Source organism: Paenibacillus guangzhouensis (assembly GCF_009363075.1).
In the GTDB taxonomy this organism is placed as follows: Bacteria; Bacillota; Bacilli; order Paenibacillales; family Paenibacillaceae; genus Paenibacillus_K; species Paenibacillus_K guangzhouensis.
The window spans coordinates 3,406,461-3,419,765 of sequence record NZ_CP045293.1; the positions used below are offsets into that span (position 1 = coordinate 3,406,461).

Below are 13,305 nucleotides of genomic sequence, written 5' to 3' on the forward strand. Positions count from 1 at the left end.
AGCGGCGGCAAGTCTAAGACTTTTTTCCGATCTTCGATCGCCGCTTTTTCATTACACCGAAAGCTTAAAAAATAGAAATCCGAGGTGGCGAGGCTATGAAAGCCAATGATATCGTAATTGAAGGAGCACGCGAGAATAACCTTAAGAACGTGAATGTCCGCATCCCGAAGCAAAAAATCACGATCTTCACCGGCGTCTCGGGCTCGGGCAAATCTTCCCTGGTTTTCGACACCATAAGCGCCGAAGCTCAGCGTCAGCTTAACGAGACGTTTTCCGCATTCATCCGCAATCGGCTGCCCCGGTTTAGTCAGCCGGATACCGATCGCATCGAGAACTTGTCAACGGCGGTTGTGATCGATCAGAAAAAGCTCGGCGGCAACTCACGTTCGACTGTCGGCACGATCACAGATATTTATGCGATGCTCCGGTTGCTGTTCTCCAGAATCGGTAAACCTTTTGCCGGCAATTCACATGTTTTCTCGTTTAACGACCCGGCCGGCATGTGCCCGGAATGTTCCGGAGTTGGACAGGTGGTGCAGTTCGATGTGGATAAGCTGCTTGACAGGTCCAAGTCGCTGAATGAAGGCGCAATCCTGTTCCCCGTATTTAAGGTGGGGAGCTGGTACTTGAATACGTATATCCATTCCGGCTTGTTCGACAACGACAAGCGGCTCGCCGATTTTGCGCCAACAGAATGGGATACCCTCCTCCACGGCAAAGAAAGCAAGATCGTCTACCGAACCAAAGGCGGCGATATCAAATCGGATTATGAAGGTCTGCTGCCCAAGCTCACCCGCCTATATTTGAAGCGAGACAGCAGCGAGATGTCAGATGCCAAACGCGAAACCCTTAATCACTTTCTAACCTATAGCGAGTGCGACCTTTGTGGGGGAAGCCGGCTTAATCAAGCGGCCTTGGGCTGCCGGATTAACGGATACAACATTGCCCAATGCGCGGCGATGGAGATTGGCGAGCTCATACCTATGATTGAAGCCATTCAGGATCCCGTTGCCGGCCCGATGATTGACGGGATTCTGACACGGCTGAATCATTTGGTCTCCACCGGGCTGGAGTATTTGAGTCTGGACCGACAGACTGCAACCTTGTCGGGCGGAGAGTCGCAGCGCATCAAGATGGTCCGTCATCTGAGCAGCAGTCTTACCGACATGATCTACATTTTCGATGAACCGAGTGTTGGGCTGCATCCGCGAGATGTCCATCGTCTGAACGGCATGCTGGGCCAACTCCGGGACAAAGGGAATACTGTCCTCGTCGTCGAACACGACCGCGAAGTCATGGAGATCGCCGATTACATCATCGATGTCGGACCTCATGCGGGATCCAGCGGCGGAGAAATCGTCTACGAAGGCGACTTTGCGGGCTTACTCCGCGCGGATACCTTGACAGGACAATACTTGAAGCAAAGTCTACCCTTGAAAACTTCATCTAGGGTGCCCAAAGGTTGGATGACTGTAGCCGGAGCCAGCCTGCATAATCTGAAGGATGTGACAGTCGATATACCCGTAGGAGTGCTGACCGTGGTAACGGGGGTAGCTGGCTCAGGCAAAAGTACGTTGATTAACGGAGCATTCCTGCCGTCGCATCCGGAAGCAATTGTCATCAACCAGTCGGCCGTGGGCATATCCATCCGCTCCAATCCGGCCACTTATACGGGGATGATGGACGAGATCCGGCGGTTATTCGCAACCGCCAACAAGGTGAGCACATCGTTGTTCAGCTTCAACTCCAAAGGAGCCTGTTCCAACTGTCAGGGTCTCGGGGTGATATACACGGATTTGGCCTTTCTCGAGCCAATAAGGACGACTTGTGAAATTTGCGCGGGCAGGCGGTTCAGCGATGAAGTGCTAGAGTATAGGCTGAACGGGAAATCCATCAGCGACGTCCTCGCCATGACGGTACGGGAAGCTTCAGAGTTCTTCAGCGGGAAGGAGCTGCTCCGTCAATTGCAGACGCTGGGGGATGTGGGACTCGGATACGTGACGCTGGGTCAGCCTCTGAGCACCTTGTCGGGCGGAGAATGCCAACGCATCAAATTGGCCGGGGAACTTCACAAGGAAGGCAGTCTCTATGTAATGGACGAGCCGACAACTGGACTGCATATGTCTGATATCTCTCGTCTGATGGACATTACAAACCGCTTGGTCGACAGGGGCAACACGGTGGTGGTCATTGAACACAACCTGGATGTGATAAAGAGCGCAGACTGGATCATTGACATGGGTCCCGAGGGCGGTCATCAGGGTGGTCGAATTGTATTTGAAGGCACCCCTGTCCAACTCGTCGCTGCCGAGCATTCGATAACGGGGGTGTATTTACGCAAGGCAGAAATCGGCAAAGGAGCCTCTTTCTGACGGGGTACGTTGTAACGGACCCGATCAAGGATCGATTAAGCTCGGATAGATAGTATAATCATAAGATTAGAAGTAGGTACCGCGGCGACCTGCTCCTGATCTTTGAACTGGCAGGATAACGCAATGACAAGGATCTTGGGCTAGATGGCGATGCAAGCTTTTTTCAGTATGTCATATCAATTATCTAATATATTGATAAAATATGGTATAACGAAAACATTTATAATTAAATTATCCTGCCCGTTAGCTTAACAAGCAAAAAAGAGCCGACTCCAAGCAAGCTCCTCAATTCACGCGTCCCATTATAAACTAATCTATACCCTAGCCGCGCTTTTTTCTCTCTTTCTAACAATTGAGATGATGATAAAGTTAATCCAAGTAATTACGGGGATTGACATTACTAATATATATCGATCATGAAAATCAATTCCAAACAATCCTGATTCCTCGTCTAAGTGGTAGAGAAACCAGGAGACCATTCCCAATATTATCGCGTTAATAACAAAAGCAGAAAGCATACCTAACCATTTGTATTTTTTATTCCTCATTATCATGATAGATAAAGCGGTTGACATGATAAAAGAAAAAACAATAACAATGAAGTTCAACATTTTATTGTACACCTCCTACTACGATATTGGGTCGCCTATATAACATTCACGTGGTCGGCCAATCTCACAATCCAATAATACCATGTTTTGGAACTATCCTGCCCGTTAGCGCAACGCGGCTGCCGATCCATGCCGGCGGCCATGAGTTGTTTATTAACAGATGTATTTTTTGAATCACGCCCTGCTTATATAACCTTAAATCAAAAAGCCCGCTAATTATGCGGACTTTTATGCTACTCTATTTATTCTTCATATTAATTTTAAAACGATCCCCCTTATTACCACCAAAAACGATCATCCCACCTTCAGGTAGGACTACCGAATGATTGTTCGTTACCTTTGAAAAGTTCACAACCATTCCATTCGCGTCATAAACGGCAAATCCCCCACTTACCGGAGTCTCAACGTTCATGACTCGATTGGCTGATTTTCCATCAATTTTATACCATACAGCCTGACCACTTACTGGTATGCTGCAGAATGAATCATTCCCTTCATAAATGGGTTGAATCGCATCTTCTCTGATATAGGATTGTCCATCGATCACTAAATGCTCTGCATGGTTCACGTTATAGAAATTCAAATCAAAAGTATCTCTTCCCTTCATAATAGGAATACTCATTACGTTTATTGCTTTATTCTTATCAACAATTTTAGTACCGGATGCGTATCCATGGTTGATATCAACGGATATATTTTTGGCCACCAGTGCTTTAGTAAGATACATGCCTGAAGTTATCTTTTCATCCAAGGCGTAGTAACTTTTTCCATTTCTATCTTCCCATACCGTTTTAGTTGACTGATTTAGAGAATTAGAATCTAACTTTTGATATTCATACATCACCATAACCGTCTGACCGAGTCCTGGAATATTGATGTAAGCGTTAAGCTTTAAATAGGTTTTTCCATTCTTCGGTTGGTCAAAGCTTAGAGTTACATTCCCATCGTTGTTTTTGAATTGTCCATTGCCCGTATATATATATATTTGAGGCGGCAGCAATCCATTTCCTAGAGCTGGTAGATCAATCTCTCCGTTCTTTATCTCTAGATTTACCGTTTTACCTACGGCACCGTATAGTCCAGAGTAAGCAATCAAATCCGTTGGCATATCCACTTTCAATGGAGCTTCAAATGTTTTTTCAGGTAGGATCTCTTTAATGATGCCCTTGGCTCTTGCATATTCCAATAGAACATTCGATGCAAGCATACTATTGTACAAAGAACTCCCGCCCGATGACAGCACAGCTATAGAAATATCATGTTCGGGTAGGGTAGTCAAAGCCGCGTGATACATCAACGTATCTCCACCTTTATATAATGCGGTTATTCCGTAATCACTAAACGGTGCTAAACGGACGGCATCCCAACCAAGACCATAATTAACGGTGTTTGTCTCTTCAGAAACCCACACCCCTTTTCTATACTCATGACTTTGCATGGCCTTTGCTGACTTCTCAGATAAAATATCTGTTCGATTCCCGATTAATACTTCTGCGAACTTACTTAATTCCTCAGCTGTGGAGTAGATGCCCCCTGTCCCAAGGAGATTGGCATTCTCAACAGGTAAAGACTGGTCGATCCCTGAAAAATAAGTTTTTGTGAGCCTGTCTCTATCAAATGAATCACGTTGTGTTTTGGTTGAGGTTAATTGAAGAGGTTTGCTAATATAAGTTGCAAGAAATTCGCTATAACTTAGACCGCTCACTCGTTCAATCAAGAGTTCAAGCAGCTGAAAACCATTATTACAATATACCGAAAACTCGCCGGGGTTTGACTTTAAGTGTTCTGATTGTAATTTGATCAATAATTCATCATGATTTTTCGCATCTTGATCATCAAACAATACACTATTCGCATAGTGACTACCGTAAATTCCTGAAGAATGATTCATCAACATGCGTGGCGTAATCTCTTTATATCGTTCATCTGCCATTTTAAAGTCCTTGATATACGTGGTTAGCGGTTTATCAATATCAATTTTTTTAGAATCAGCTAGTATCATCGTTGCAACAGACACATACGTTTTACTTACCGAGCCAATTCCAAACATCGTGTCTTTGGTGATCGGACTTTTGGTCGCTTTATCGTATACACCAGCGCTATCGGATAGAACAATGGATCCATTATCCATAATTGCATATTGCAATCCACTTACACCATAATCAGACATGATCTTCGAAGCCAGCTCCTGTGCCTTTTCCTTTACAGTATCATGGTTCGTTTGAGCAAAAGCAGGGGTGACCGGTATTGCAATAAGTATAGCGGTCATGAATACAGAAACCATCTTCTTCATTAATAATTCCTCCTCGAATTCTTTCTAGATGTGACTTGCTGAATTCATCATACAAGGAAGAAGGCTGTTATATGAAAAATCACCCTGAAACGAAAAAAACAATCCCTAAACAACATGTTGTCTAAGGATTGTTCGTTTAAAATGGCAGTAGGACCATATTATGAAATACGTTATGTTTCGTCTCAATGGTCATATGACCACCGTACTTGTCGCAGATTCTAGCTATGTTTGTTAATCCAATACCATGAAATTCCGGGTTTGGTTTGTGGCTGTATAAGTGGGCAACTTCATTCTCCATATGATTCAAGATGTGAATGAGAAGGGTAGACTCGGTAGAATGTATTTTGATAAGCATGTACCTATCTTCTGCGATTTTCAACTTTTTAGAAGCTTCTATTGCGTTATCTAGCATGTTTCCAATGACAACACATAAGTCATAACGGTCAATAGGGACTTCTTGTGAACATAAGTTAAGCTTCGTATCTATTCTTATGCCATTGGCTTGTCCAATATTAAGCGTATTCGTGACAAGAGCATCGATAACCAGATTCCCCGTATTCACCCGGTGATAGGCTCCCTCGACTTTATTTAATGTCGTCTTAATATGTTCCATGGCTGCTGATAACTCATTTCGTTTAATACACTCTTCAATATACAGAAACTGTTGATTCGTATCGTGAATGATTCTTTTAATGGATTTGAAGCTGTGAACGACTTTTTCATAATTCGCATCCTGATAGTCCATCTGATGTTGCAACTGCGAATTCTCATGCATGAATTGAAATTTCTCAACGATATGATCAAAAATATAGACAATCATAACGTTTAAGAAAAGAAATCCAATAACGGAAATGAAAGAATAAACGTCCTTATAAGTTAGAATACTCAGCTGGTATATACTTACGATAGGAATAACCAAGAATAATACGTAGTAACGATTATCCAAAGATAAACTTCTGCGTTTTGCAACTAGTCGTATGATCAGAATGATCGCAAACATGATCACACAACCGAGTAAAATAGCTTTCGTGTTGGCTATTTGATCTTGTTCATTGACAGGATCAAAGCTAAAGTCAACTGAATCTATGGTATAAAAAAGATAAAGGGATAAAAAATTAGTGAGAGATATTAATACAGCGTAAAGTATTGAAAAAGTGAATATGGTTTTAAATTCTACTTTATAAGATAGCGAAAAACTAAATATCATTAGCAAGGTGAGAAACGAAGATAAAATAGGAGTGACGGGAATAACTAAATATAGGTAATCGAGCAACCCAAAGATAATGAAGTAAATGAATCGGTTTTGTTTTTTAGCTGATTTATCGAAAATCGAGTTGAAGAAAAAATTAACTTGAATACCCATCAGAAGTACAATGCTACAGACTATAAGAATATTATTTTGAATCATATCAATCGACCTTCATAATCATAAATTTGGTGTAAACATCTTTAACCTCTTTAATTTTAGAACGGCCTATGGGTAATTCCAACCCATTGGACATTAGAACAACTCCGCTAGCAAACTTCCTCACATGAAGCAAGTTAATAATGATGGAACGATGGATTTGCAAGAAGTTACAGTCTTTTAAGGCCACAGAATAATCTGAAATGGTGCCTTTGCTTTCATATGTTTGGTTCGTGGTCGTAAAATGCAGTTTGCTTTTTATGGTTAAACTCTTGGCAGCTTCAATACTAATAAGTTCATCATATTTTAATACGACTTCTTCATAGCCTGACTTGATGACCATAAACTTTTTATCAAGTGCTTGAAAGTACTGGTGCAGCCTGATGATTTTCTCTTCCAAGACCGAGGGTGCAATGGGTTTTATCAAATACTGGAATGTCATGACGTCAAAACTTTCCACCATATATTCGGGGTAGCTTGTCAGAAAGATAATTTGTTCATCCAGGTTATTTAGCCCTCTTATCTTATGGGCTGTTTGAATCCCGTTCATTCCAGCCATTTCAATATCCATAATTAGAATATGGAATGGAGTGTCATGGCGCTCATAATAGGATACCAATTGCTCTCCCGAGCCGAATAATTCGATTTCAAATTCTATATTTGTCTTTATCGACAAAGTAATCAGGATGCTTTTAACAAGCTCTCTTTGTTTCTCCTCATCATCGCAAATAGCCACTCTATACATAAATGATACACCCCTCATTTCCATTACCTTTATTCTAGAACTCTAAGTAAGCATGATACAACTTTTTGACTCTGTATAGATAACTTTTGGATGAAATGCAAATTTGAATCCCTCAATCACTTCTCACGTGATGAATGCCTAGAGACTTAACCTAATTTGTCTCAGAGTGGATCACAAAAAAAAAACCAATTCGGAGCATGATGTCCAAAGTATCTATGGTATGAAGGATGATCTCACTTTGTTTGGATGGTAGTACTAGTGTTATTTCACTAAATTGGAATCAAAACAAACATCGTCTAATCCTCGGTGAAACTAAACTGCCAGATAATAATAAAATGGAATTCTGTACGACAACTCCACAATCTTGACAGTTAGTGCAAAGAGGCTGCCGATCTATGACGGCAGCCTCTTCACCTTACTTAGTACTTTATCTATCGAGTAAATTGGTTATCGCTTTTGCAGTTTCGGCGCGAGTTGTTGTTGCCTTTGGATCAAATTTGCCTTTGTCGCGTCCTTGCATGAATCCGGCATTGACAGCCTTATTGACTTCTTCATTCGCCCACGAGGAAACATTTCGGGTATCCTCAAAATTGGCTAGCTTATCTTTAGATTCCAGTAAAATACCCTTCTTAAACTCATAAGCTCTTACAAGAAGCACAGCCATCTGCTCACGAGTGATCGTGGCATTGGGAGCAAAATGCGTGTCATCCATTCCTTGTATAATCCCAGCATGAACAGCCGCAGCTATTGCCTCAGAATACCATTGTCCTTTGGTTACATCGATAAAGGACGATTGTACACTTGTATTTGGGATGCCTAATGCACGAGCTAGCATGGATACGAATTGCGCTCGTGTTATAGGCTCAGCAGGTCCGAACTCTTGGCTTGCAACGCCTTCTATCACATGCTTCGCGCTTAGTACTCGAATCGAGTTATAGGCCCAATGAGTGGATGGTACGTCAATGTAAGTTTTATTGTATTCGAGTACCGCATATTTAGAATTGTGTGTTAAATCCGCTTCAAGGGTACCATTCGCCGCATTAACATTTCCTCCGATGTACTCCCATTGTTTCAAGGATTCGTTAAGGTTGTAAATGCCGAGCAGAGTAGTGTCAGCACCATTCAATTCCAACTTAAATCTTAATGTAACAGGTTCGTTAAAAACGACCAATCTGCTAGATTTTCCATCTTTGGTTTCGATCGTTAAATCAAACTCATAGAGAACGCCATTTTGCTTTATCAACGCTCCGCTTGCATGATTAGCAGCATCAATTAATGTATTTGTAACCGAAGATTCGATGCCCTTTAAAGTTACTCTAATCTGTGCATCCTTTGCCTCATCACCGCTTAATAGCTTAGAAAGGGCGATCAGAACAGAGGACGGGATCTCAATAGAATATCCATGGGCAGTAATGATGGCTCCTTTATTTACTTGCAAAAGCAGCTCGCCAGTATTCCCAGGCAGGTAAATGTAATCATTTTTGTTTAAGTCAACGGTAATATTGGCAGATGTTTCTGATTGTTTGATAAGATCATTCAACCCATTGGCAGATAACTGGTTGATGGATGGAAGGATTGGACCGATGGAAGGACTATTCGTGTTGACTATAGATGAAGATCCCTGCGTGCTGACTGTAGATGAAGGCCCATCCGTGCTCCTGCTACCGTTCGGAAGCTTAGCTTCTACTTTAAAGGTGTAAGTGGTATCAGGTGTTAGAGCCATTACATGGAAAGTATATACGTTGCCCGTTACTGTGGCTATTTCATTGGTCCCTTCATAGATTTTATAATCCAGAACTCCGCCATTAGCAGGTGTCCAATTCAAGTCGAGACTTGTTGTTGTCACGTTCGTTGCCATCAGGCTGCTGCCTTCCGGCCATACTGAACCACTGCCAAGGTCAACCATAAACGATGATTTCCATTGCACGGCATGATTGCCCGTAAGATCCGTGACATCAATCGTTAAAGAATGGCTGCCGTTTGTTAATGCGTATACGGAAGCTGTTACAGTCATGTTCGCTTCATTGTAACTATACGACAAGTTCTTGTTATCCACCTTGACGACAATCGAAGCTGGATCAATTCCGGAACCTACTTCTGTAAAAGTAGCAGATATGTTTGGCGACGCTGTCGTTACTGTCGCCCCGTTTGCCGGGCTCACCAATCCAATAGCCGGAGCTGTTGTAACAGGAGCTATTGCTGTTTGTTGCGTTGCAGCTGGTCCATTCGTAGTCCATGTGCCATTAGGGAGTTTAGCTTCTACTTTAAAGGTGTAGGTAGTAGCAGCTGTTAGATCCGTTATATGATAAGTGCTGCCTGTTACAGTTCCTAGCTCATTCGTGCCATTAAAAATTTTATAATCCGTCACTCCGCCGTTAGCAGGTGTCCAATTTAAATCGAGACTTGTTGTTGTGACGTTTGTTGCGGTTAGGCTGCTGCTAGGCGTCCAAGGCTTAGGGACTTCGACGATGAGCGCGTCGAGAATCGCAATCTTACCCATTGTTGCGTACGTTGATTGATTGATAACCTTGATCGTGTGTTTACCCCACGATAGACCGCTTGCGCGAAAGACCTGTTGCTGCGCTAGGCGGGTCGGTGAATAACAGTCGACTGACTTTTGCAGCATGCCATCGATGTACACGTCGATAATACCCATGTCGGTAAATTTCTCCGTCACAATCGCAATACCCGTTCCTTCGAACGTATATTCGAAATAGTCGCCTTGGGCAACAAAATAATGGATGTCATCCCCATAATCCCCGAGTCCTCGACGACTGTCCGTGCCATAATCCCCCACGTAAATAATGTCCGAATCTGTGTCATTAATCGTTATCAATCCGACACTCGGATCCGTAACGTCTAGCGTGTAGCTGCCCGACTGCCCTTCAAGGCTGACGGTCAACACGGTCATTCCCCATTTCAACGCCGTTACCCTTCCGTTCGCATCGATCGTTGCCACGGTCGGATCCGAGCTGCTGTACACGGCTCCCGTCGTAACCGGCTTTCGGCTGCCGTTCATGTAGACTGCTTCCGCGTTCAGTTGCATCGTTTCACCAACCTTCAACTCGCTAGCTCCCTGAAGCTCGATCGCCTTCAAGCCGGCGGTTCCGGCTGTTAGCGTAAACTTGTCGAGCAGCATACCTTTACCCGTCGGTTGACTGTCATATACGATGCGGAAGTTATGGATTCCTGCCGTTAATTTGATCCACTTGGACGAATTCACGAAGTTGCCGTCTCCGCCTGTATCCGGTACAGTAACCGAATTCGGCTCGCCATCCACTTCGAAGCGGAACATCTGGACTGCGTCCGAGGCAACCCGGAAATCGAAGAGATATAGACCTGTGTAGGGCACATACACGTTCTCATATCTGATGTAATCCTCTTGATTAAATGTACCTACGGCCGTTACTGATTGCTCGCCATCCCTGTAGGTACCTACTACAATACCAGTATCTTTTCCTGCCCATTCATATTCCTTATTCAGGTTCCACTGCATGTTATAATTTTCGGCTTCGATCGTCTTGCTGAAGCTACCTTGCAGGTTGAACTTCATCCAGTTCCAGACAATATTCGAATGGGCTTCCGTCCAGACAATCTTGATAGAGTGGCTGCCCGCCTCAAGCGATACATTAAAGTCCGACGTCTTCATTTTTTTCACGCCACCCGTATCCTCAAGACTCAGCTCCCCCGTCGCATCGACTCCGTCTACGAGCACCTTGAACTTCAGAGTGTCTGAGTTAACCGTGGAATACCTCATTTGGAACAAATAATTTCCAGTTCGCGGCACCTGTACCTGATCGTATTGAAGCCAATCTCCCGTGTCGATTACGGATACGCCAACCGTACCATCATCATTTATGGCATCGTTCGCAAACAGCCAAGTCCCATCCTGAAGGCTCGGCAATTCCGCCTGGATTTTGATCTCGTCGGGGTTAGCCAAAGTAAACCGCATCCAGTTCATAAAAAACCAACGGCCATCCTCTCTGACGACCTTCATCGTGTGCCTGCCCGAAGTAAGGGTGATTTGCCTTTCCAAGGTCCGGTATTTATTGTAGCCTCCCGAGTCAAGCGTTGTTATCGAACCGGTTACATCAGTTCCGTCTACCTCCACATGGAATTTATTCCCTTCTTCCGTTGAATATCGAAACTCGACCGTATAAGTGCCGCTAATTGGAACGTCTACGTTGCTATACTCTGCCCAATCTCCTGCATGCTCCATATATATGGCGCCAAATTCACCTTCCGGAGGCGGCGAAACTCCATAGGCCCCGCTAGCACCCGTGTAATCCTCGTTTTCCAACCGGAACTGGGCTCTAGGTGCCGGATCCTTATACGAGTCGCTGGAAGAAGCGATATTGACTGTTCCAATTGTATAAAATTTACCGTTTCCGTTCGGCATAGCTAGCGAGATTTTGGGGTTTCCAGCGAGATCGACCATGGCGATTTTCACATCGTAAGTACCTAGAGCCAACCCCTCCGGCAAAGTAAAGGAGGAAATGACATCATGATAGTCCCCTTTAAACCATCTCGTCTGGTCTAAAGTCGCATCCGTCCCGCTCCAAACCACGTCACCGGTGGATGGATGCGTGAAATTGACTTTCAGTGCATAAGACTTGGGACTGAATCCTGCCCCGTTATTGACCCAAGTTTGGGATAACGTAAAATTTCCGCCTGGTTTGACTTTGTCATTATAGGTGGCTTTCGGCATGACAAACCGGTATCCGGAATATCTGGCTAATGTAGTAAACCACTCGCCGTAAGCTGCCTTCATATTGTTCCAATCCGCAAAACTCGTATTGTTGATTCCCTGCAGATTCGAGTGGTAAGCTTCAATAGCGTTTTTCACGACCATACGTGGATTGTTCAGCATAATACCACTATCCCAACCTCCGCCTTCGGATACCTGTATGTGATCGCGACGCAATAAGCGGTTAATCCATACATTCTCGCTAACCGTACCGTAATCCATCCAAGGGAAAGCACTATTCACGGTATCGGACCGGAATCCCCAATTCTCGTTAGCGGCTGCATACTCAAACCCGAACGCTGTATAGCGCTTTGCTTGCGTATTCGCATCGGAATCAGAAGGGACTACGGCAGCGCCGGGATTCGGCATCATGACCATCGTGTTTGTGAAAGCATTTTTATAAATATCGATAATGCTTTCTAAGGTACGCTTCCGAGTGGCGCTGTCCGGCCATGGGAAGTTGGACGAATCATTCCAACCTGACCATTCGCCGAATAGGGAAAACGCTCTAAGATCAACCCAGGCCATGCCCGGGTTCGTATCGTATCGAGCAGCAAACGCGTCAATCGCTTCCTTAAGCTCCGTCAGAAAGATAGGGTCATAATAGATCGGCTGTTTGGCGGAATAGATTCCATTGTAAGGAGCCATTCTGAACGAAGCTCCTTTAACGTCAAAGAGCCATGCTGGCGGATAAATATACGGAAAAACACTGGGGTCGTTGGCGACATCCGGACTTTCGGACATCAGCAGTTGAAACTCTACCGTTTTCCCCTCGGCATTGATTCGGTTCATGAATGCGTCCAAGCGGTCCCAACTAAAACCATTGTCGGTCGGTTCAAAATCTGCCCAAGCGATCTGCAACCGCACGATATCCGCATCCGCCGGTATCTGCAGAGCCCCATTAATATAATCCGTTATGGCCGGGTCATTCGAGAATGTGTAGCCAGGAGATCCAGCAGGCTTAGGAGAATTGATATCAAAGGCTGTCCCGGTATAAGGATTTCCGTGAAGCACTTCGTGGGTGTCGTAGAAATATACCGTTTTTTCGGCAGCGTTTGCCTTATCAGAGAAGATCGTTAAACTAAGAGCACACATGCAAAACAATAGTAAATACCCGAGTTTTTTCATTCCA

At 44.1% G+C, this 13,305-nt stretch carries 5 protein-coding genes; 1 reads left to right on the forward strand and 4 read right to left on the reverse strand.

Annotated elements, in window-relative coordinates; translation table 11 throughout:
- Positions 1 to 95 precede the first annotated feature (95 nt).
- The gene (locus GCU39_RS15365; protein WP_152394321.1) at positions 96 to 2,372 is read left to right on the forward strand and encodes an ATP-binding cassette domain-containing protein; all 2,277 of its coding nucleotides are present in this window, start codon (positions 96 to 98) and stop codon (positions 2,370 to 2,372) included.
- 849 nt (positions 2,373 to 3,221) lie between these two features.
- Here the strand turns inward: GCU39_RS15365 and GCU39_RS15370 are convergent.
- The 4 genes from GCU39_RS15370 to GCU39_RS15385 all read right to left on the reverse strand — a co-directional run bounded on the left by GCU39_RS15370 (position 3,222) and on the right by GCU39_RS15385 (position 13,301).
- Positions 3,222 to 5,276: a serine hydrolase domain-containing protein gene (locus GCU39_RS15370; RefSeq protein WP_152394322.1), complete on the reverse strand. Its 2,055-nt coding sequence runs from the start codon at positions 5,274 to 5,276 to the stop codon at positions 3,222 to 3,224.
- A gap of 136 nt (positions 5,277 to 5,412) precedes the next feature.
- On the reverse strand, positions 5,413 to 6,684 hold the full coding sequence (locus GCU39_RS15375; RefSeq protein WP_152394323.1) for a sensor histidine kinase: 1,272 nt from the start codon (positions 6,682 to 6,684) through the stop codon (positions 5,413 to 5,415).
- A 1-nt stretch (position 6,685) separates the two neighbouring features.
- Positions 6,686 to 7,426, reverse strand: a complete 741-nt coding sequence (locus GCU39_RS15380; RefSeq protein WP_152394324.1) for a LytR/AlgR family response regulator transcription factor — start codon at positions 7,424 to 7,426, stop codon at positions 6,686 to 6,688.
- A gap of 427 nt (positions 7,427 to 7,853) precedes the next feature.
- Complete coding sequence (locus tag GCU39_RS15385) at positions 7,854 to 13,301, reverse strand: carbohydrate-binding protein (RefSeq protein WP_152394325.1); 5,448 nt, start codon at positions 13,299 to 13,301, stop codon at positions 7,854 to 7,856.
- Positions 13,302 to 13,305: the final 4 nt, after the last annotated feature.

Bases quoted from the DNA above. Each gene is read 5' to 3' on its own strand.
- GCU39_RS15385 (WP_152394325.1), bottom strand. From the start codon at position 13,301: ATGAAAAAACTCGGGTATTTACTATTGTTTTGCATGTGTGCTCTTAGT.
- GCU39_RS15380 (WP_152394324.1), bottom strand. From the start codon at position 7,426: ATGTATAGAGTGGCTATTTGCGATGATGAGGAGAAACAAAGAGAGCTT.
- GCU39_RS15365 (WP_152394321.1), top strand. From the start codon at position 96: ATGAAAGCCAATGATATCGTAATTGAAGGAGCACGCGAGAATAACCTT.
- GCU39_RS15370 (WP_152394322.1), bottom strand. From the start codon at position 5,276: ATGAAGAAGATGGTTTCTGTATTCATGACCGCTATACTTATTGCAATA.
- GCU39_RS15375 (WP_152394323.1), bottom strand. From the start codon at position 6,684: ATGATTCAAAATAATATTCTTATAGTCTGTAGCATTGTACTTCTGATG.